This is a genomic window from Pseudomonas sp. SJZ080, from assembly GCF_007828295.1.
In the GTDB taxonomy this organism is placed as follows: Bacteria; Pseudomonadota; Gammaproteobacteria; order Pseudomonadales; family Pseudomonadaceae; genus Aquipseudomonas; species Aquipseudomonas migulae_A.
On sequence record NZ_VIUK01000002.1, the window covers coordinates 373873 to 396171 of the forward strand.

Below are 22299 nucleotides of genomic sequence, written 5' to 3' on the forward strand. Positions count from 1 at the left end.
AGGATATGGGGGTGAGTGTTTGTAAAATCACTCCCATATTTGAAGACAACCCAGACCGTTGCAGCGGTAACGATACCGTTATGTATTTTGTCTCATCTCAGAAAACTTAGCCACGTCAATATTTCTTCTACCGATGAGGTTATTACTAGTCGGGAAAATCAAGTAAACCTACCGCACCTCCGGGCGGTTTGGCAAACAACTATAATAATAAGAAAAACGCATGAATTCTTCCGCCAAAAATACCAATTATGTGCTCGCTGAGACTTTCGACACAGACAAGTTGTTAGAGAGCTCCCCGTCTTTACTAATACTGAAAATAGATCAGCTTGCCCGCCTCATCTCCCTTAGCCACACAAATCACATTTTCAATATTAAAGCAGACACAACAAAGCTTGTTTTGCATGTTCGTACGCCTCATGAGTTTCTTAAAACTGTCACCCCCAATAGAAACTCAATAATCGCTAGTCTGCTAAAGCGTCTTCAAGATGCCAGTTTAGCGCTTGCTTTGCATGCTCGCACGCCTCATGAGTTTTCTTTAACAGTCACTCCCAATAGAAACTCAACAATCGCTAGTCAGCTAAAGCGTCTTCAAAATGCCAGCTGGTGGCGAAAGAAAATATATACTTTGGTTTTAAAGAGAAGAGAGCATTTGGCGTTCATTAATAAAGAGCTTGGTTTCGACAAGCCGGACAAGTGCTGCTCAGCATATACAGTCGAGCTAATGCATCTAAAGAAACTAAAAAACGATGCATATTTGGAGCAACAAAAAAAACTATACCTCCCGAGCATAAAGTCTGGGACACCTATCACCTTCAATCTAAAAGAAGCAAACAAGAGCGCATCAAAAAATAAATTTCATGAAGTATTTTTGACAATTAAATCACTCGAAAGGATCGCCGACAACAGCAATTTTGAATGGGCATTTGTAACTTTCACTTGTCCATCAAAATTTCATTCGAATCCGAAAAACAAGACACGAAATGAAATAGCAGATTACGATAACGACCTGACATTTAAAAATGGCAGCGACTACTTAAACGGCAGCATGTTTAAAACATTTCAAAAAAGGCTCGATAAAAAATTCAAGCGGGGAAAGGACTACTTCGGATTCAAAGTGATCGAAGTCCACGACGATGGCTGTCCACATATGCATTTTTTGATTTTTTTTGATAGCGCAATGAAAAACTCGATTGAGTCGGTCATTGGAAAATTGTACAACGCTGACCGACCCGAGTGGTATTTCAGAACCTTTAAAGACAAACTGATTAAGTACGGCCTGAATCGCTCCACTGTGGGGAGTGATCTTCAAGGCGCAGTAAAATGTGCAGCAGCATCGAGTTATATTTTCAATTATCTGGCCTTTGCCATGCAGCATGAAGATAGCGACAACAAAGATATAAACTACGAAATGGCAAATAGATACAAATGCGCCATCCGAGCTGCTGGCACCCGACAATATTCATTTTTCGGAGTTAAGAGTTCCCTCACAAAACGGCGAGCACTGCGAAAAGTCAAGCGACTGGAGATATCCCCTCAGAATTTACATGCGAAGCGACTAGCGGATCAGCTATATGTCTCAAAAAGCGATCCGCTGAGGCTCGAAAAGCAACTAGACGCCAGTGTCGCCTTCATCACAGCGAACTCTCAAAATATTGATTTTGTGAAAGAGGTTACAAAGAATAAATTTGGAGAGGAAGTCGTCAAAATCGTTGGCATCAAGCATCGTGATGATGCAGAACACGTTCAAACGAGTGGCCTCTGCATGGCCCTGAGCAAAAATGAGCTCAAATTGCTCAACCACGAAAATGAAGGCGTACAGCGTTTGGCCAGCCTCTATATATCGTCGAAATCCAAACACGTCAAAATGGGGGCAATTAGTGTTAATTATTCAAGTAAAAGCAAAGAGCAAGAGCAGGAGCTCCCCCAAAGCAGACTTAGACCCTCGGAGCCGGATCATAGCCCTCCGCAAGGGCTCCACAGCGCGCCACAGACACGAAGCACACTCTCCCTGCCCCTATCCCAGCGGATGAGGATGAGCGAAGCGCTGAAGTCACTTCAAGAACGACGCGGTATTTATTACAAGCGTGCGTCGACACCCACACAACTTGAAGTCGAACAGAATAACGAGGAACCTAAAAAAACTGGACTCGTGATGCTTGAAAGACCTGGGCTCAATGAAGGTAAAAAAGCGGCATAACACAGTACCGCTATAAGCCAAAGGCTAATTATTTGTTTCTGACAACCCGATTTCGTTAATTTTGAAATCATCCTTCTTTGACCACAAATCTTTTCTCATAGCCAATACCGTTGATAAAAAATTAGTTTTGTTAGGCGTTTCGATGAAAGTTTTCACGCTAAGTATTACGGGCTTTGATGCGTAGAGAATCATTTCGTGATATTCAGCTTTCAGATACTCAATCACATCCAGCGCAGAACTGATGTCTGACTGCCTACTCGAAAGATATTTAATATTTTCCGGCTTAAAATACACATCCATATACAACAGGCACGACTTATATCGTCTTTCTTTATTTTCTAAAACTTTGAATAGAAGCTCTTTCCGCTTAGTAATCAGCGCAGTGATGATACCGCCTATACCAACCAGTCCGAGGAAACCAAGCGTTACTTCAATTGTTCCCATGACGACCTCCAAAAACTCATTACCTGAATGATTGTGTTTTCGTTACTAGCTCCGTTAGCGGTTACCGCGTATTCGATGAGAGATATAGGGGCTGATTTTTTCCATCATTAATATTGTAAACTGTTCTGCCTTCTCTAATGGAATATCTGATCCCTCTGGAATACCTAGTGTCTCAGCCGCGTACACAAAGCCTGCCCTCACAGCACTATCAAGAGCACGCTGCTCGCTTCTTTTAATAATAATAGGTAAAGCGAAATCCGCAGCGGCTTTATGAATGGCATGGTCGACCCCGAAACCATCTATTACCTTGAAAAACTCCTCATCAGCTATATTGCTGTTTACTGCGACATGGGTTTCTTCACCAGTTATAGGATCGAGCGCATAGATTTCATCTATTTCCGGGCCGGTGTAATTGTCGTTAATTAAGATTATGACGCGAAATAGCCCGAAGTATTCAATATAAGACCACAACCTGCTTTTATCAGGATCACTTTATGGAATATTGTTTCCTTGTTTCGGTCAATCACAAGATCGCTCAAGTAGGCGTGCCCATATGGCGGCTCAGCGTTCATGTCAAGCAAGTATGCAATTGCTCGGCCAAATTGACTATGTGGTATACCGCAGTGTGACGCAAACGCCAGCGCTGTTTTAACGAGCGAACGACCAGCCTTCCCCCCACCGAGGCTAAGCTCTACTGTTAGAGGACTATCCAGGTAAGCCGTGTCAATTTTCAGCTCGGAGAGTGCTTTGTCTAAGTCAAAGGCAGGGTGCTTTCTGGCAACCCCATTTAATCTTTTTTTTGCCTCTGCAATTGACTTAGCGACCATGCTGATTCTTTTTTTACCATCAACAAACTCTTCGGAATAACTCGACTTTGGGGAGAAAGAGCCGTCTGGCAAAAGCATATATTGGCGCCCATCTACCGTATTAACTAGTTGGCCTGGAGGCAATCCACGCTCTCTAGTGATGCCGAGCGAAAGCGAAAACCAGTTTAGCTGCTCAGCAAGCTCTGAATCCCAGCTATCGCCCCTCGTGCTGTTGCATTCTATACAAATGAAATCAGACGTTTTTAGCCAGCCGCCTATAGAATTTGGAATTATATGTTCCTTAGACCTGCTTGCCCCTTTTAATTCTGCATTGCAGAAGGCGCAAAATTTATTTGAATCTTCCCCTTTCATATACAGCTCCAAATAACCAACAGGCGAGCAGCATAGTGATGTTAGACAACACTACACCATCAGTTTTTTATGGATTTCTCCAGGAACAAGACGTGCAGGAAAATCATCATAATTGAGTTTTGAAGTATAGCTTTCGGAAAGAGCCAACTCGCAAATATGCTCTTGGTCGCATTCCGAAATACCATTCCACCAACCAAGACTAAAATAATTATTTTCGACATGAGCAAAAATCGATTTTACCAACCAATTTTTTATAAATTTATCACCTCGTTGAAAGAGATCAGCGAGATAAATACTAGCTTTCTCGTGCTCAATCAAATGAGACAAACAGTACACGGCACGCCCCTGAATACAAACTGTGGATAATGCAATGTGCTCAAGGGACTCTTGCTGCCCACTGAAATTTTGAATTCTGACACCGTCAAGATTATAGAAAGGCGATATAGTTCCGCACACAGCGACCGTCAAGGGCGTATCGAACTCTATAATATAGTTCTTTAGCAAGTGAAAACTACTATTCAAACGTATCGATTCAAAACTAGATTTAATTCTACTAATATCATCTAATCCTTTTAATATATCTCTCTGAATGCGTCGAAGACTATATTGAAGTATTAGCTGTTCAATAAGAGTACGTCCATTATCTAGATTTTGGATTTTCCAATCTACAGCCTCGCAAGCGGCAGTTTTTTGATAAAACTCATGACAAACAGCTCTATAAGAACTAGACCAACAATTTTCTCGACTCGGCGAAAATTCGTTTATTTCTATTGCTTTGAAAATTTCAGTATCATGATAGGAGCAAAAACCGAAAAAAATAGACGCATTAGATTTGATCCCGGTTTTTATCCCTTTCTCATCAAGTCGGCCTTCTGAATTCCGATAAAACGTGCCGACGTGTCCATCTTTAGCAATGCTTGTTAGTACCCGACTTCTTTGAATAGTGTGAGCACCTTTAATTGGAAGAACGCAATTATGTGCGTCGTAACTGGCACAGCAAAACTCACTTTTATCAAATATCCGGCTTTGCTCGTGACGTTCCACGTTTCGCGAGATTTTCCGCTTCTTTTCCCGATGTAGATGGCATTCAGAAAACTTTTCACCACTACCACACCAACAAGACTCATTCGGCGTCATCGTGTTGACGTGCGCGATGTCCCCCATCAAGCGTTGCTTAGCACCAATATCCATTGTGGCTATGATTTTTTTTATCTCGTCAGATAGATAATCCATTACCTGCTCCGTCGCGTGATGGAATTTTAAAGGTAGCGTTAAGAAAAAAAATCGTCGATGGACGGCATACTACTCTCAATTGTAGCCTCCCGTCTCGCTAGGACAGCTGTAGTCTGATGCTCATTGAAATACTGCCTGATGCACCTGATTGACGCTCTGGTCTGATCTTGCAGTGCGTTTTTTCCATCGTAACTTGCATCATCTACAAGCGTTTCATCGGCAGTATAAAAATCTGCTATACAACCAAAGCTCAACTCGTACATATACACCTCCAAATATAACCCTCTACCTAAAGCTTGCCAATTGAAGATTCTTTATCTCTATGTTGATAATACGTTCAAGTACATAAGCGAACAAGGCTCCTCGAAAAATAGTCTACGACTATTTCCCGACCTTGCAAGGGTTTACCCTTGACCCAATGGGGTTCCCCCATGCCCCTTTAAGAGCTAAGAAAGATCAATAACAAGAACTCCAGGAGGGGTCATGCCCGAGATAGAAAAAGCATCGGATAAGATGGTACAAATCAATGCCCAGGTGCCATTGTCACAGCGGGAATTGCTCAATCAAAAAGCTCGTGCAGCTGAAATGAATGTAAGCCAATTTGTTAGCCGCTTGATTACCGAGTCGACTGTGGAAGTCACCCCTGGTATTTCAAAGCAGCTGCAAGAACTGAATGCCTGTCTGGGCCGAATCAACAGCAATCTGAACATGCTGGCCAAGCATGCCAATACCTATCGTGAGAACGCCGATGCCTTGCTGATCCATTACCAGTTGGGGCAGATCGGCGGTGACGTACGCAGCGTCGCTGAGTTGTCGCAGGCGATCCATCTGCTGAGCCGCAAACGCAAACCGCGATCAGCGAAAAAGCCGGCCAAGGCGCAGCAGGTGCCGGCATGATCCACGGCCTTTCTAACTACAGCACCAGTGGTGCCGGCTGCGGCCTGGATTACTTCCTGGACGATGATTACTTCGACAAAGAGGCCCAAGTCTGGAAGCCACGCGTACCGGCCCCCGAGCTGCTGGAGGGCGACCCGGAGGTGATTCGTGCGCTATGCGAAAGCCTGGATTTCAAGCACAAGTACACGTCTGGCGTACTGAGCTTTTCGACGGAAGAAACGGCACTGATTGATGCGACACCAGGCCGGAAGGAAGCGCTAATCCAAGAGTTCAAAGACTTCGCTTTTGCCGGCATTGAAAATGCCGATAGCCGCTTGTGGTGCCTGGTGGAGCATAGGCACCTGGGACGCCTTGAAATGCACTACATGGCGCCGAGGGTGCACGCGGAAAGTGGCAAATACTTCAACCCGTTTCCGCCGAATTACAACGGCAAGCGCGGGCCTGGCAGCAACCAGGTGTTCATTTGGCAGAATGACGCCTTTGTTGATCACATGTGCGAGAAGTACGGCCTGCAGAACCCTCGCGATCCGCAATATAAAAGGCCAATAGAGCTGAAACAGTTTGATCCGAAAAAGAACATCAAACAGCAAGTGATCCAGGCGATTGATACATTGATCGATAACCGGGCGATCGGTGGCCGCGAGGACATGATCAAGTTTTTGGAAAACAGTGGTGCAACTATAACAAGAAAAAGCAGCGACTATTTTTCCTTCAAATTTGAAGGAATGGATAAAGCTGTGCGCTTAAAAGGGGAATTGTATGGCGAACGATCTTTCGAGCAAGTTGCAGAAAGGCATGCAGAAGCAATTGCAAGATTCCAAAATGGCCGAGCTGGGTCTGAATCCCGCTATGGTGAAGCACTTGCTGAACGAACAGCGGAAACTCAAGGAAGACATAAAATCGTTGGAGAGTCGATCGAGCGCGCAAAGCGACTTGAATCAGTCTCTTCAAATGAACTTGCAAGCCTGTCAGAAGAATTTAAAGCAATTAAAAACGATCTGGATACTTTCAGTCCTGGGGCTCGGACTGCTGCTCGCAATTTTGTGGCCAATCACCCGTTGATTCGCGGCTTCGATCAAACACAGATCGATGGCCTGGCTAATGCGTGCCATCCGGAGTTGGAAGTGGCTGACGTCAAGACCGACGACCCGGTCGCCGATGAACTGCGGCGCAAGCTGTACAACGCGCTCAAACAGGGCGTCGACGAAGCGATGGCGCAGTCGCGCAAGTTCTTCAAGCAGCAGCAGGAAGCGGCAGAGGCCTTCCGCCAAGCTTTTACCAGAGGCTTTTCCGTGCTGTTCAAATTCAACTTGAGCACTTACAGCGGGCGCAATTTTTTGAGCCAGGATGGCTACGGCAGTGATTTTGCTTCCAACCGACGATTGATCAGCGAGCACATCAAACAACTACGTGATGACATGCGTTACCTCAAAGCCCTGGATCAGCAACAGAGGCGGGTCGAACAGCGAATCCTGACGCCGCTGGGGGCGATGCGAAAGGCGCAGGCTGGCACTGGACTGCGCTCCGATCTGTCATCGCTCATAGAAGCGCCCAAGGCGGTTGCGCCGAAGCTAGATAAGCTGGATGAGAAACTTTTTATATCGGCTGTTAAAAATTCCAATCGGAAATTTGGCTTTGCACTAAAAACAAAAATAAACGATGAGGCTAGAGATGATGGACAAAGTATCATTAACGAAACGCATAGAACTCCTGGAAAAACTGCATTTGACAGCTCACCCACTATCAAATAAAACACGTTGTTTGAAGTGCGGAAACGCTCGATTACAGGTCAATATTTCCGAAGAATTGCCGGAGGAATATGCAAGCCCCGCAATAATAACGGACTTTGTTAGAAAAGTTGAAATCAACATAATTTGTACAGCGACAGCACAAACGCAAATCAAACTTGCCCAAGTCACTCATTGTGAGCTTTTTGAAATGTGCAGCGATGATTAAACGACTGAAACACTATGTGCCCTTCTCGCCGGGCAAGGCTAGTCCGGCGGGCGAAAGCAAGATCGCGCCTCTTCGGCGCCCCAGTGTCGGGGTTCCGCCCCCGACAGGACGTCCCCCGGGCCGGGGTCGGCGTGCTCATGCGCCGCTGCGCGTCGCTATCGCTATCCCTATTTTTTTGATTTCGAGAGTCAAGGGCGACGAAGAAGGTTGGCCAGGGGGAAGATCTGCGGCAGCAAGAGCCCGACGCGCTGCGCTTGTCCGCCACATATGATCGCCTGGCTGGCCGGTGAAGCTGGCCAACCAGCCGCCCAGCTGCGGCCCGATCATATGCGACTATTGACCGCGACCAGCCCTGAGGGCCTCCAAGAGCAAATTAGTTGCTGATAGATGCCCAAGGTTTACTTTCGCAATATTCACGAAATTGTCTCACTCCACCCACCACTGCCCTGATTGGTTTTATCATGTAACGATAGACAACTAGAAAATTTAGTGCGACCCAAGCCAATTGATATGGAGACCCGGCAAAACTTGTTCTGTTATTACCTAGAGTACTACTCCACCAGCCATGAAACACGAAGATCGACACAAATCCAACTAAGAGCACTAACGGACTAATGTTAAAGATTGTACTACAAACAAACGGTATCGTTTCAACTGCGCGTACTGACTCGCCTTCACTTTGAATTGCTACAATCCTTTTTACCTTATCTTTCCCCTCATAGTAAGTAGCTCTTACTTTTTTACCCACATCAACGTGTGCGTCCAATTCATCCGGCAAACTAATATTTTCTAATTTTTCACCGTCAATTTTCCAGTAATTATACGATGCGTTATCGCCTAGTCTCCCGCGAGATTTCGAGTTCAGATGACCGTCAACTATTTTCATTTCGTACATTTCAAAATCCCTCTCTAGTTTGGTCTGTCTAAAGCGCAAGACATCAAAAAGCCATCACCGAGCAAATACTAAGGATCTCTTAGTACTCCGTCAACGAAAAACTAAGACTCTCTTAGCTTTTGCGGCAAGAGAAAATGAGCACGTTCAGCGAACGATTGAGAGCGGCGCGGAAGACAGCAGGCCTTAGCCAAGAACGCCTCGGCATGGAGGCTGGACTAGAGCCTGCCAGTGCATCAGCGAGGATGAATCAGTACGAAAACGGCGTACATGTGCCTGGCAAAGGAACTGTTCAGCAAATCGCGAATGCACTGGGTTTGCCCGCCGCTTATTTCTATTGTGATGACGATGACGAAGCTGAACTGCTCAAGCTTTTCCATTCGCTGAAAAAAGATGATCGTGAGCGCGTGCTAAGCCTGGCTCAGCAGCTCGCAATTTGAGTTTTTGCCACTACTTGAATGCTGCAACCGACCTACCGTTCGTCGGCTTCTGATTGCGAGACTTACGCCAAAGGGTGATCTTCGGCACGCCACAGAGGTGGTCACACTCTAGGTCACAACCTCTTTTGCATCTGAACTAACTTGTTGTTTTTAAATGTTTTTTCTGCGGTATGGCTTCGTAGTGCGTCTCCCATCGCCTCCGCCATCTTTATACGACAAAGCCCTGATTATTCAGGGCTTTGTCGTTTCTGGGGTTTGGTAAAACCTGCCAGCCCACACTTCAGCCCACGCCCTGGATGAAGTATTACTTTTCGACCAGCGGCCAATTTTTCGGATGCTAAATTGTCGCTGCACTCCTGCAGTACCGATAAAGACACAGAGGCTGTAGGAGATCCGGGGCGAAAGTAACGACTTGATCTCGTTCCCAACACGCGATGATGCACTGCGGATTAAAGGCTCGACATATCACTTCTTTCACCTCTAACAAAACCTGGCAATCGCTGGTCGTCTTTAGCGCGTGCAGATCGCGGCTCAGGCAACCAGGCGTATCAACGTCAGGGATCGAGCTCGCTGATCAACTGAGCACAATGTTGACTGCCGAGGCATAACATCTCAGGCTAATGAGCGCAACTCTGCCACAGAAAGTACCTGACAGCTCCGTGATCTGCACTCCAACAACAATTTAACGTGGAGCGGCAACGCTTGGAATTAAGACAGCTGCGCTATTTCGTAAAAATCATCGAACACGGAAGCTTGGGACGCGCAGCTCTTGAACTGGACGTCGGCGTTTCAGCCCTTAGCCAACAGATCGCGAAACTTGAAAGTGAGCTGTCAACCCGCCTCCTTAATCGCACCACGACTGGCGTCACACCTACCAGCTCCGGTATGGCGTTCCTGCACCATGCCCAGCTCTGCTTGCGGCAAGCCGAAAATGCGATCATGGCCGCTCACCGTGGGCGAATGAGTGGGTATGTCACCGTCGGAATGGCGCCCACGACTGCCACTGTTCTCGCCCTGCCACTGATCAATGCGATGCGAGAGCGCTACCCGGATATTCAATTGCATCTGGTCGAGATGTTGTCCGGGCATTTGGCCACGCAACTCAATGCTCGCCAGATCGACCTGGCCATTCTTTTTCAACTCGAAGGTGGTAAGCGCTGGAGCGTGACGCCGCTGCTCGACGAGAAACTATTTGTCATCAGCTCACCGCACCTGCCCCACGCACCACAAGGAACCAGCGTGCAACTGGCGAATCTAGGTCAACTTCCACTGGTGATGCCGAGTGCGCAACACGGTTTGCGCTCTACGCTGATGGTTGCGTTTGAACGTTCGGGATTGGCTCCCAACATCATCATGGAAGTGGATGGTCTTGCCGTACTGATGAACGCCGTACGCGCAGGTCATGCTGCCACCATCCAGCCCGGTGCGGCAGCGGCGCTCAAAGGTGAGTCGGGACTTTCAGTAGTGGAAATTTCCGATGCTCACGCAGGGCGACGAAACCTGTTGGCGACACTGCCTGATGATGAACTGTCCCCCGCAGCCCTGGCTGCGCGGCTGGTTATTACGGATGTCGCTCGGCAGTTGGTCATTGATCAACAATGGACGGGAGCGTCGTGGATCGAGGACGTCGTGCCATGATGCCGGCTAACCCTCTTCCCGGCGTCCAATACTGTTGTTATTCGCAGCAAAGCCTTTATAAAAACTAAACACCCCGAGTCATTTCGCGCCTTTCGACAATAAGCTGACAGCTCTACCTTCTCCCCACTCGCGAGGAGCACTTCGTTCATGCCTCCTTGCGATTGAGGAGTGATGATGATCGACGTATTAGTAATTGGCGGCGGCAATGCGGCCTTGTGTGCAGCCTTGATGGCTCGGGAGGCCGGCGCCAGCGTCATGTTGCTGGAGGGTGCACCAAAAGCCTGGCGCGGCGGCAACTCGCAACACACCCGAAACCTGCGCTGCATGCACGACGCGCCGCAAGATGTACTGGTCGATGCCTATCCCGAAGAAGAGTATTGGCAGGATCTGCTGAAGGTCACCGGTGGGCTTACCGACGAGAAGCTTGCACGTCTTGTCATCCGTGCCTCGTCGAACTGCCGTGACTGGATGCGCTCCCATGGCGTGCATTTTCAGCCATCGCTGTCCGGCGCCCTTCATGTTGCGCGCACCAATGCATTTTTCATGGGGGGCGGCAAAGCGCTGGTTAATGCGTATTTCCGTAGCGCCGAGCGGCTGGGCGTCAAGATCCGCTATAACGCTCAAGTCACTGACATTGAGATGGAAGGCGCAGAGTTCGTCGCGGCGTACATCGGTGAACGTGAGATCGATGGTCAGCGTTTACCCGCCGAGCGTATTCAGGCCAAAGCCTGCGTTCTGGCGGCTGGCGGTTTCGAGTCGAACCGCGAGTGGCTCCGTGAGGCTTGGGGTCAAAACGATCGCGGTGAATGGCCGTCAGACAACTTTCTGATTCGCGGGACGCGCTTCAATACCGGCGTACTGCTTCGCCGCATGCAGAACCTGGGCGCCGATTTTATCGGCGACCCGACTCAAGCACACATGGTGGCCATCGACGCCCGTGCCCCCCTCTATGACGGTGGTATCTGCACCCGTATCGATTGCGTATCGCTGGGCGTAGTGGTCAATCGCGACGGCGAACGCTTCTATGACGAAGGCGAGGATTTCTGGCCCAAGCGCTATGCAATCTGGGGACGCCTGGTGGCCGGGCAACCCGGTCAACAGGCCTACTCAATCATCGACCAACAAGCCCTCGGCCGTTTCATGCCTCCGGTGTTTCCTGGCACTAAAGCCAACTCCCTGCAAGACCTGGCCCGCCAATTGAAGCTTCCCGTAACGCAATTCGTCAAAACCATCGAGCAATACAACGCCGCCTGCCGCGTTGGCACGTTCGACCACACCGCGCTGGACGATTGCCACACCGAGGGTTTGACACCCGCCAAAACCCATTGGGCTCGCCCACTGGTAAAGCCCCCCTTCTGCGCCTACCCGCTCAAGCCCGGCGTGACCTTCACCTATTTGGGCCTCGCTACCGACGATACCGCCGCCGTTCACTTCAACGGCAAGCCTTGCCCCAACCTGTTCGTCGCAGGAGAAATGATGGCGGGCAATGTATTGGGCAAGGGCTATACCGCCGGCATCGGCATGGCCATCGGTACCGCATTCGGTCGGATTGCCGGTGTACAGGCAGCCGCTTCGGCAGGCTTTGTTTCTCGTTCACAAACGGAATTTAGACATGCAGCTGTTTGATCCCAAGGCACCGAGCGATTTGATTCCGGTGCTCAACCTTGATGAAAGCGAAGTTCAGCGACAAATGACCGTTTGCAATGCCTGCCGTTATTGCGAGGGCTTCTGCGCTGTATTTCCGGCCATGACACGACGTCTGGAGTTTTCTCAGGCGGATATCCACTACCTGGCGAACCTTTGCCATAACTGCGGTGCGTGCCTGCATGCCTGTCAGTACGCCGCACCTCACGAATTCGAAATCAATGTACCCAAGGCCATGGCCAAAGTCCGCCTCGACACTTACGCCGAGTACGCCTGGCCACAGGTGATGGGCACGCTATACCGGCGCAACGGACTGACTCTGGCACTGTCAGCCGGTGCCGGGCTGGCATTGTTCCTGTGTCTCACGTTGATGGTGATGGGCAACCTGTTCACGGCGATACCCGGGGGAAATTTCTACGAGATCTTCCCCCACAACACCCTCGCCGTAATGTTCGGTGCCGTTTTCGGATTCGCGGTACTCGCGTTGACCCTTGGCGTGCGGCGCTTCTGGCGTAATGTTTCACCGGCCGACGCGCCCGCGCAGGAAAAAACCGCTGCTGCACTGGAAGCCACGGCCAACGTCGCCCGGCTCAAATTTCTGGACGGAGGCCATGGCGAGGGCTGCAATAACGCTGATGATCGATTCACCTTGTGGCGGCGGCGCTTCCACCACTTCACCTTCTACGGCTTCATGCTGTGCTTCGCAGCCACTGGGGTCGCCACGCTCTACCATTTCCTTCTGGACTGGTCGGCGCCCTACCCCGTATCGAGCTTGCCAGTGATGCTGGGCATCAGCGGCGGGCTCGGGTTGCTGGTCGGCCCTGCGGGTCTGTTGTGGTTGAACCTGCGTCGCAATCCCGAACACGGCGACGAAAACCAGAAACCCATGGATCGCGGCTTTATCGCACTGCTGTTCCTGGTCAGCGCCAGCGGCCTGGCACTCCTGGCGTTCCGTGAAACCGCAGCCCTGGGCCTGTTGCTGGCGATCCATCTCGGCCTGGTCATGGCGTTTTTCCTGACCATGCCCTACAGCAAATTCGCCCATGGCATCTTCCGTAGCGCCGCGCTGCTCAAGTACTCCATCGAAAAACGCCAACCCAACCCGATTAACGCCGGAAGCGACTGATCGTAGAACCACTCATTCCAATAACAATATTGATCACCTGAGTAACCATAATGAAAACAACAACTCAAGACAGCCGATCCAAGGGGTCGAAGCTGGGCGCCATTCTACGGGTCACCAGCGGCAACTTTCTCGAACAGTTTGACTTCTTTCTGTTCGGGTTTTACGCGACCTACATCGCCCAGACGTTCTTTCCTGCCACCAGCGTGTTCGCCTCGCTGATGATGACCTTCGCCGTATTCGGCTCGGGATTCCTGATGCGCCCACTGGGCGCTATCGTGCTGGGGGCATACATCGACAAGGTGGGGCGGCGCAAGGGATTGATCGTGACACTGTCGATCATGGCAGCGGGAACGGTATTGATTGCACTCGTGCCGGGCTATGCCAGCATTGGTGTCACGGCACCTGTACTGGTATTGATGGGACGACTGTTGCAGGGCTTCTCCGCAGGGGCGGAGATGGGTGGCGTTTCAGTGTATCTGGCTGAAATCGCCACGCCGGGTCGCCGCGGTTTCTACACCAGTTGGCAGTCGGCAAGCCAGCAGGTGGCAATCATTCTTGCAGCCGCCTTGGGCTACACGATAAACGCGTCCATGGAAGCTGCCGAAGTGGCCGCCTGGGGCTGGCGGATCCCCTTCTTTATAGGGTGCGTGATTATTCCATTCATCTTCGTCATTCGCCGCTCGCTACAGGAAACCGATGCGTTCAAAGCACGCGCGCACCACCCAAGTGCCAATGAAGTGTTTCGCTCGATGCAAGACAACTGGCGAACAGTGCTGGCGGGGGGCTTGCTGGCCTCAATGACCACCACCACGTTCTATCTGATTACCGTCTACACCCCCACCTTCGGAAGGACTGTACTGAACCTAAGCACCACCGACAGTCTGGTGGTCACGCTCTTCGTCGGCCTGAGCAACTTCATTTGGCTACCCATCGGCGGCACACTCTCCGACCGTATCGGCCGTCGCCCCTTGTTGCTGGCGATTTCCTTGCTGTGCCTGTTCACCGCTTATCCCGCCATGCATTGGCTGGCCGCAGCGGCAAGCTTTGAACGCCTGCTCGCCGTGCTGTTGTACTTCTCTTTCTTCTTTGGCATTTACAACGGCGCGATGGTTGCAGCTTTGACTGAGGTGATGCCGCAGAACGTACGAGTCGTGGGATTTTCTCTGGCATTCAGTTTGGCGACCGCTTTTTTTGGCGGTTTCACACCCGCCGTATCCACAATCCTGGTGCAGGCAACCGGTGACAAGGCGTCGCCTGCCTACTGGCTGATGTTTGCCGCTTTGTGTGGTTTCACAGCGACGACGATCTTGTATCGCCGGCAAAAAGTAGTGACAGTCAACGCTTGATCAACGAGCGGTTTCGTTGGCGTTCAATCGCTCTACCCTGCCTGCATTGACTCGTCTTTCGTATCAATGCAGGCCTGCCACGCATCTGTCCTGTCCAACACCCTGCCCCATCGTCCTGATAAGCGCCGAGCAGGACGGCATCAAATTTTGAAATGCCCCAGCAAGCTTTGCAGGCGATTACCGATCATATGCATCTCGTCGACTGTCTTGACCCCGAGCTGAGTCTGGTTGGCAACGGCGTCAATTGCGCGCGCGATCTGATGCACCCCACGATTGATCTCTTCCGCCACCGAGGTCTGTTCCTCGGCAGCACTGGCGATCTGTGCGTTCATCGCATTGATAGTCGCGATCAGCTCGACAGTGTTGCCCAGGAACTCACCCGCCTGGTCGGCCTGAGCGTTAGCGCCTTGAGCGGCTTCGGTGGATTGGTGCATTGCATTGACCACCCCTCCAGTAGCGCTCTTGAGGCGCTCAACCATCGCTTGGATTTCCTGGGTACTCCGCTGGGTACGGCTGGCCAACGCTCGCACTTCATCAGCAACCACCGCAAAACCGCGCCCGGCAGCACCTGCACGGGCGGCTTCAATGGCCGCATTGAGCGCGAGAAGATTGGTCTGTTCAGCAATCGAGCGAATGACATCCAGCACGGAGACGATAGACGTTACATCGCTTTGAAGATGCTTCATGGAAATACCGCTCTCATCAAGCTCAACGGTCAGCGCCTGAATTCGCGTAATGCTGCCATCGACAATTTGCCTGGCGTGCCGGGACTGCTTGTCGGTCTCGACGGCTGCCTCTGCAGCATTTTGTGCGCTGACCGACACCTCCTGCGCCGCCGCCGACATCTGGTTTATGGCCGCAGCCACCAGGTCTGTTTCCTGACGCTGCTTGTCCATGGCACGATCAATTTGTCGGCTCTGATCGGCCACACGACTGACGGATCCATTCAACTGCTCGCTCATGGCAACAATCTGGCTGACAAGGCTGTGAATCTTTTCGATAAACGCATTGAACGAACCGGCCAGTTGCCCAAACTCATCTCGACTGACAACCGGCAGACGCCGCGTCAGATCCCCCTCGCCCGCAGCGATTTCATCAAGGTGGGCCCGGATCAGGGTCAAGGGACGCAAGCTGCGCTTGACCAGCAGTAAAGCCAACGCACCGATAATGCCAACCAGCACACAAGCAATGATGGCGATGCTGTACATCAAGCTGTGCAACCGCGCATCAACATCAGCCCGCACCTTGGCGACCTGAACTTCAATACTGTCCAGATTGATCGCCGTGACCACCACCATGTCCCACTTGGGCAAATAAAAACTATATGCGAGCTTCGCCACCACCTTATCGGTGTTGACCAACCCACCCGAATAGGTGACGAAGTGAGTCTCGTTTTTTGCCGCAGCGACCATTTCGCGGTTCAAGTATTTTCCGTTGATGTCTTTGCGATCACTCATGTTGGTGCCGATGCCTTCGCTGCTTTCACCGCGAAACAGGCGTACAACCTGGCTGTCATAACCGATGAAATAGCCGTCATCGCCGTACTTCATTTTCGACAAGCGGGTGATCGCCAACGCTCGGCTGGACGGATCCCCGGCAGCAGCCCGATCATAAAGTTCGGCGATGGAAGTGCGAGCAATGCTCGCGTAATCCTTGAGCCGAGCACGGCTCTCCTCAAGCAGTCGCTCGCGGGTCTGAGCGACTTCTTGCTCGGCCTGGGACTGTAAAGTGCCGCGGGTGCTCAAACCTGAAACCAGGGCAAACAACATCACCGGAAACAAGGTCAGCAACAGTATTTTGGTTTTAAACGACATCGTTGAAATCCTTCACCCAATCCTGTGAGGCCGAGGCTGAAAAGGCGGCCTGCGAATATCGCGAGGCCGCGATCAGGGAATCACCAGAGCGCGATGTCGTAGGTAAAGTAGATCCGATTACTATCCCGGCCACGGGAATAATCAGAGCGGTAAACGTAGTTACGCAACCGCACACCCAGCCCTTTGAAGGTGCCTTGCTGCACTACATAAGCAAGTTCGGCGTCACGCTCCCACTCTTTTACCGTGGTGTTGGACTTACCGTCGTTGCCGCTCAGATAGCGAGTAGAGAAAGTCAGGCCCGGCACACCGAGGGCGGCAAAGTTATAGCCGTAGTTAAGCATCCAGGTCTTCTCATCTTCCTCGATGAATTTACCTATCCCGGCGTTGCTGAACGAGTAGACAGTCGCGCCACTGATGAAGGGCAAACCGGCATCGCCGCTCAGGGTCTGGTATCCGCCACCAAAGGTGTGGCCGGAAATGGCATAGGACAGTTGCCCGCTCAGCATGTTGTTATCGATCTTGCCGCTGTAGGCAGAGCCGGTGTCGACACTGTTGAAGTAGCGTAAATCACTGGTCAGTACACCGCCGCCCAAGGGTAGGTCGTGCTGGATACCTGCAAAATTCTGACGGTAAAAGTTTTCCAGTTCGCCGTAGAAGTAACTCAAACGAATGTTTTTCCCGAGCTTGTATTCGGCGCCGGCATAGCTGAAATCTCCGGATTTATCACCGCTGTAGCCGTCAGGAACAATCGGCATACTGTCGCTGGAATCACGCAGTTTGAATCGATCCAGATAACCCCCGGTGAGGGTGAGGTTCTGAATGTCGACGCTACTGATTTGAGTGCCTTGGTAGGTTTGCGGCAATAAGCGCGCATCGTTGTAGATCAGCACCGGAGTCTTGGGGAGCAAGGTGCCGTATTTGACCGTGGTCTTGGCCAGTTGGGCCTTGGCGGTCATCCCCATACTTGCGAATTCGTCGGCCGCACGACCGTCATCATGGACGGGCAACAAGCCAGTCCCGCTGCGCCCACGGCCTGAGTCGAGCTTGACCCCGACCAAGCCAAGGGCATCCACACCAAACCCGATCGTGCCGGGGGTAAATCCCGACTGATAATCCAGCAGGAATCCCTGGGCCCACTCGGTTCGTTCGCTCTTGGCCGTCCTGGCCGCTTTGGCACTCAAGCCATGCTCGTCGCGGAAATTTTCATTGAAATAGACGTTGCGTAATTGCAGCTTGAGCTTGCTGTCGTCGATAAATCCTTCTGCACTGGCACTGGCCAGCGGCAACAAACCAAGAAATGAAAACAGCACCCGTTGGGTATGCAAAGTGGTCATTGGCAAACTACTCATTGTTGTTATTTGGAGTGCAGGACGTCGCGCGCCTCGCTGATGAGGCGCGTCAGGAAAGAACAGATGGTGTGGTTGAATCAGGTGAAGAGACTGATCGCACCGGTCAACAGGGCTATAGCCGTGATCACCAGGGAAGTGAGAACTGCCCATTTGACGGTGGCTTTCTGGAAGTCACCGATATCGCGATCGACCATCCCCACCAGCAACAGGGTCGAAGCCACGAGAGGGCTCATCAGATGCACCGGCTGTCCGAGTATCGAGGCCCGGGCGATTTCAAGCGGGTCGATGCCATAGGCAGCGGCCGCGTTGGCCAGGATAGGTACAACCCCGAAGTAGTAGGCATCGTTGGAAAGAACAAAAGTCAGCGGCATGCTGGTGATCGCCACCACCAGTGGGAACAGATGCCCCCAGGATGGCGGAATCCAGTCAACCAGCGTTTGCGCCAGAGAATCGACCATCTTGGTGCCCGAGAAAATCCCGGCAAAGATACCGGCGGCAAACACCAACAGTACGACAGTCATGGCGTTGCCCGAGTGGGCAAGAATGCGTTCTTTCTGAATATCCAGTTGCGGGTAGTTGATCATCAGTGCCAGGACAAAGCCGATCAGGAACAGGATCGCCGAGTGCATGATCCCCATGACCAGCGCGACCATGACCGCGATCACCAGCAACAGGTTCACGTAGGCAAGTTTAGGCCGCTTGTGCGGGGTATCGCCTAGGATCGCGTCGATGTAGCAATTACCGCCACCGCTTTGTAGCTGCACATTACCGATGCGCTTACGCTCGGCACGGCCCAGGAGGAAAGCGGTAAACACCACCCACATCGCGCCGCCGATCATGGTCGGCAGCAAGGGCACGAAGTATTCGCCGGCATCCAGGCCCAGTGCCGCGATTGCCCTTGTAGCGGGGCCACCCCATGGGGTCATGCCGCTCATGATACTCAAGGACAACATGGCGATGGTCGCCAGAATCATCGGATTCATGCCGATACGCTTGTACAACGGCAGCATTGCCGCGCAGGTGATCATGTAGGTGGTTGTGCCGTCGCCGTCGAGCGCGACCACCAGTGACAGCAGCGCGGTGCCGATAGCAATTTTCATCGGATCGCCGTTTACGCGCTTGAGAATCTTGCGAATCAACGGGTCGAACAACCCCGCATCAATCATCAGGCCGAAGAAGAGGATGGCGAACAGCAGGAGCGCAGCCGAAGGCGCAACCATCTTCAGGCCGTCGAGCATCATCTTGCCCGTAGTGCCACCAAAACCGCCAATCACCGCAAACACTATCGGCACCACAGTCAGGGCGACAATCGGCGATAGGCGTTTCGACATTATCAGGTAGGTGAAAACCACCACCATGGCCAAACCAAGAAATGCGAGCATAGGTCAGTTCTCTTGTTCTTATCAGTAGCGTGGCCGATGCGCAGGCGCACGACCCCGTGCCCGCCAGACGGCCCGATCAACGGTGCCTGGCGGGGGTGTTCTTTGAGGTATTTAAGGGGGCTCGATTCAGCTGCGACCGGTTAGACCTGTTCCGTGACCTTCAGGCCATCCCAATCCGGGTTCTGAACTAGGGTCGGGGTCGCTGCGGGCGAAGGTTTGCCGTCCAGTGTCCGCATCAGCGTTTCGCGATCGCAGGCGTTCTCCGAGATGGACATCACCACGGTGGCCACGGCGTTGCTTGCCAGACTGGTCAACGCCCGGGCTTCCGACATGAAGCGATCGATCCCGATCAGCAGAGCAAGGCCGGCCAAGGGAATGTCATGGATCACAGTCAGTGTCGACGCCAGCGCGACAAAACCGGCGCCGGTGACGCCTGCCGCGCCCTTCGAGGACAACAGCATGATTGCCAGCATGGTCACGGTCTGTGTCAGGCTCAGCTCGATGTTGCAGGCCTGAGCAATGAACACCGCTGCCAGCGAGAGGTAGATCGCCGTTCCGTCGAGGTTGAACGAGTAACCCGTTGGCAGCACCAGCCCCACCACGCCTTTTTTGCAACCCAGGGCTTGCAACTTTTCCAGCATCCGCGGCATCACCGGCTCGGTGGAGGAAGTCCCGAGCACCACCAGGAATTCTTCGCGGAAGTAGCGCAGCAACTTCCATAGACTGAAGCCATTCGCCCGGCAGATGCTCCCCAGCACCACAAAGACGAAGAAGGCGCAGGCGATGTACAACGTCATGATCAGCTTGGCCAACGAGCCCAGCGATGTAATACCGTACTGGCCCACGGTGAAGGCCAAAGCGCCAAAGGCACCGACCGGAGCGAAGCGCATCAAGTAGGAGAAGATCTTGAACACCATGTGCGAGGCGGATTCCAGTACATCCAGTACCGGCTTGCCACGCTCGCCTATGGCCGACAGAGCAAAACCGCAAAGCACCGCGATGAACAACACCGGCAGCACTTCGCCTTTATTGAAGGCACCGATGAACGTGTCGGGGATGATGTGCATGAAAAACTCGACCACTCCCAGCTTCGCAGCGGAATCGGTGTACTGCGACAGGCCCTGGGTGCTCAACTGGGTGGGGTCAATGTTCATGCCCACACCGGGCTTGAACAAGTAGACCGACACTAGGCCGATGATCAAACTGATCACGGTCAGCGCCAGGAACAGCAGCATGGTCTTGCTCAACAGACGCCCGAGGGAGCGTTTGTCGCTCATGCCGGCGATGCCGGTGACGATGGTGCAGAACACCACCGGAGCGATCATCATCTTGATCAGCTTGATGAAGGCATCACCCAGCGGTTTCAAGGCAATGGCCTGTTGCGACCAAAAATGTCCGACCAGCACGCCCAACAGCACGGCGAAGAGAATCTGGAAGTAGAGCGATTTTACAACTTTCATGGCATCACCCATTTTTAGAATTGTGCTGATGCAAGAACGGCAATGACTAGGGGAAATTATCCGGCAAGTCGTCGGGAAGCCGCGGCGTAGACAAAACCGGAGAACAGCCTGCGCGATGTACGCACCACAGAGGCACGAATGGTCTCACCCTGAGCGCCGGTGTAGGACAATACGACATCTATTCCACCACTTGGGTGTTCAATGCGTACTTGCTGCAAGCGCGGCTCGCTAACCCCGCCGAGCAATTGCGCGACCACACTGCCTTCAGTGACGCAAGCTGTAGCCAGACCGATGGAGCCGGTAATCGCCAAGGCCCGGTGGCAGTTGTGTGGCATGAAGTAGCGCACCTGGATTGTGCCGCCAGCCTTGGCCGGTGAAACCAGTACTGGCTTGGGGATCACTTTGTCGCTGACATCACCCAGGCCCATTGCCAGGCCAGCTTGCAGTCGCAAGGATTCCAGGCGACGCAGAAACTCTTTGTCGGCATCCAGCTCAGCAGGACTTTCATCACCGCGCTTACCCAACTGGCCGGCTTCGACGATCATCATCGGCATCGCCATGTCGATGCAGGTCACTGCAATACCGTCGATCAGATCCTGCGTTTGCCCCGTCGGGAAAAGCTTGCCCGTCTTGCTGCCCGCCGCATCCAGGAAGGTCAGTTGCACAGGAGCGGCGGTACCCGGCACACCATCGATGGCGGTGTCGCCTTCATAGCTGACCTTGCCACCCGGGGTCTGTACCTCGGCGTTCACAAAAGTCCCCGTGTTGAGGTTGCGAATACGCACAAGGGTCAGGTCTTTGGTGCCTTTTACCAACCCCTGTTCAATGGCGAACGGCCCAACGGCGCAAAGCATGTTGCCGCAATTGGGCGCAGTGTCGACTCGACGCTGGGAGACCATGACTTGAACGAACAGATAGTCGACATCCGCGTCAGGATGCAACGAAGGACTGACGATCGCCACTTTGCTGGTTTGTGGACTACCGCCACCGATACCGTCAATTTCCAGCTCATGGCCAGAACCCATAAGGTTGAGCAGCAGCTCATCACGCTCTTCGATTGCAACAGGTAGATCCCAGGCGAGAAATACCGGGCCCTTGGAAGTACCACCGCGCATAAGCACACAGGGAATTCGTTGCATGAATACTGACTCTTGTTGATCAATGGGGGTTATTGATGTCTTGTGAGCAAGAGTCGCAGGCTTTCAAAATTGTTTCCAATGCAAATATCAGCCTGATTATTGCGTTTGACGAATGATAAACCTAGGATGACCGGGCTGAACAACGCTCCTCTGATGGGATAAAA

Annotated in this window: 18 protein-coding genes; 8 read left to right on the forward strand and 10 right to left on the reverse strand. The window is 52.1% G+C overall.

The genetic code is table 11. The features are described from left to right. The first annotated feature begins 220 nt into the window (after positions 1 to 220). Positions 221 to 2197: a replication endonuclease gene (locus FBY04_RS04150; protein WP_145310397.1), complete on the forward strand. Its 1977-nt coding sequence runs from the start codon at positions 221 to 223 to the stop codon at positions 2195 to 2197. A gap of 24 nt (positions 2198 to 2221) precedes the next feature. Here FBY04_RS04150 and FBY04_RS04155 read toward each other — a convergent pair whose 3' ends face one another. The 4 genes from FBY04_RS04155 to FBY04_RS04170 are packed head-to-tail and all read right to left on the reverse strand — an operon-like array spanning position 2222 to position 5052. Further along, on the reverse strand, positions 2222 to 2641 hold the full coding sequence (locus FBY04_RS04155; RefSeq protein WP_145310395.1) for a hypothetical protein: 420 nt from the start codon (positions 2639 to 2641) through the stop codon (positions 2222 to 2224). 54 nt (positions 2642 to 2695) lie between these two features. Continuing rightward, positions 2696 to 3112, reverse strand: a complete 417-nt coding sequence (locus FBY04_RS04160; RefSeq protein ID WP_145314591.1) for a hypothetical protein — start codon at positions 3110 to 3112, stop codon at positions 2696 to 2698. Continuing rightward, positions 3070 to 3819 carry an HNH endonuclease gene (locus FBY04_RS04165; RefSeq protein WP_145314592.1) on the reverse strand — a complete coding sequence of 250 codons (750 nt, stop codon included), beginning with the start codon at positions 3817 to 3819 and terminating at the stop codon, positions 3070 to 3072. Before FBY04_RS04165 ends, FBY04_RS04160 begins: the two co-directional genes overlap by 43 nt. Before the next feature lie 51 nt (positions 3820 to 3870). After that, positions 3871 to 5052 (reverse strand): SEC-C metal-binding domain-containing protein, encoded by a 1182-nt coding sequence (locus FBY04_RS04170; RefSeq protein WP_145310391.1) that lies wholly within the window; start codon positions 5050 to 5052, stop codon positions 3871 to 3873. Between the two features lie 483 nt (positions 5053 to 5535). Here FBY04_RS04170 and FBY04_RS04175 point away from each other — a divergent pair, with 483 nt between their 5' ends. Then, positions 5536 to 5949: a hypothetical protein gene (locus tag FBY04_RS04175; RefSeq protein WP_145310389.1), complete on the forward strand. Its 414-nt coding sequence runs from the start codon at positions 5536 to 5538 to the stop codon at positions 5947 to 5949. Next, entirely contained in the window at positions 5946 to 7700 is a 1755-nt protein-coding gene (locus FBY04_RS04180; protein WP_145310387.1) for a relaxase/mobilization nuclease domain-containing protein, read from the forward strand. The genes FBY04_RS04175 and FBY04_RS04180 overlap by 4 nt, the downstream gene beginning before the upstream one ends. Before the next feature lie 578 nt (positions 7701 to 8278). Here FBY04_RS04180 and FBY04_RS04185 read toward each other — a convergent pair. Beyond that, positions 8279 to 8800, reverse strand: a complete 522-nt coding sequence (locus tag FBY04_RS04185; RefSeq protein ID WP_145310385.1) for a hypothetical protein — start codon at positions 8798 to 8800, stop codon at positions 8279 to 8281. Between the two features lie 134 nt (positions 8801 to 8934). On the opposite strand from FBY04_RS04185, the gene FBY04_RS04190 reads away from it, so the two are divergent. The 5 genes from FBY04_RS04190 (at position 8935) to FBY04_RS04210 (ending at position 14991) form a co-directional block, all read left to right on the forward strand. Then, a complete protein-coding gene (locus FBY04_RS04190) occupies positions 8935 to 9237 on the forward strand; it encodes a helix-turn-helix domain-containing protein (RefSeq protein ID WP_145310382.1) in 303 nt (100 codons plus the stop codon). 702 nt (positions 9238 to 9939) lie between these two features. Beyond that, on the forward strand, positions 9940 to 10875 hold the full coding sequence (locus FBY04_RS04195) for a LysR substrate-binding domain-containing protein (RefSeq protein WP_145314593.1): 936 nt from the start codon (positions 9940 to 9942) through the stop codon (positions 10873 to 10875). Between the two features lie 174 nt (positions 10876 to 11049). Continuing rightward, a complete protein-coding gene (gene tcuA, locus FBY04_RS04200; protein ID WP_084321546.1) occupies positions 11050 to 12501 on the forward strand; it encodes an FAD-dependent tricarballylate dehydrogenase TcuA in 1452 nt (483 codons plus the stop codon). Next, positions 12488 to 13645 carry a tricarballylate utilization 4Fe-4S protein TcuB gene (gene tcuB / locus FBY04_RS04205; RefSeq protein ID WP_084321404.1) on the forward strand — a complete coding sequence of 386 codons (1158 nt, stop codon included), beginning with the start codon at positions 12488 to 12490 and terminating at the stop codon, positions 13643 to 13645. Before tcuA ends, tcuB begins: the two co-directional genes overlap by 14 nt. A gap of 50 nt (positions 13646 to 13695) precedes the next feature. After that, positions 13696 to 14991 (forward strand): MFS transporter, encoded by a 1296-nt coding sequence (locus FBY04_RS04210; protein ID WP_145314594.1) that lies wholly within the window; start codon positions 13696 to 13698, stop codon positions 14989 to 14991. 140 nt (positions 14992 to 15131) lie between these two features. Here the strand turns inward: FBY04_RS04210 and FBY04_RS04215 are convergent, their stop codons facing one another. From FBY04_RS04215 to FBY04_RS04235, 5 genes are all read right to left on the reverse strand, one after another. Beyond that, complete coding sequence (locus FBY04_RS04215; protein ID WP_145314595.1) at positions 15132 to 16805, reverse strand: methyl-accepting chemotaxis protein; 1674 nt, start codon at positions 16803 to 16805, stop codon at positions 15132 to 15134. Between the two features lie 80 nt (positions 16806 to 16885). Further along, positions 16886 to 18139, reverse strand: coding sequence for an OprD family porin (locus tag FBY04_RS04220; RefSeq protein ID WP_145314596.1), 1254 nt, complete (start codon positions 18137 to 18139; stop codon positions 16886 to 16888). 92 nt (positions 18140 to 18231) lie between these two features. Continuing rightward, positions 18232 to 19536 carry a CitMHS family transporter gene (locus tag FBY04_RS04225; RefSeq protein WP_084321412.1) on the reverse strand — a complete coding sequence of 435 codons (1305 nt, stop codon included), beginning with the start codon at positions 19534 to 19536 and terminating at the stop codon, positions 18232 to 18234. 140 nt (positions 19537 to 19676) lie between these two features. Continuing rightward, complete coding sequence (locus tag FBY04_RS04230; protein ID WP_145314597.1) at positions 19677 to 21008, reverse strand: dicarboxylate/amino acid:cation symporter; 1332 nt, start codon at positions 21006 to 21008, stop codon at positions 19677 to 19679. A gap of 44 nt (positions 21009 to 21052) precedes the next feature. Next, positions 21053 to 22135, reverse strand: a complete 1083-nt coding sequence (locus tag FBY04_RS04235) for a 4-oxalomesaconate tautomerase (RefSeq protein WP_084321416.1) — start codon at positions 22133 to 22135, stop codon at positions 21053 to 21055. Positions 22136 to 22299 lie beyond the last annotated feature (164 nt).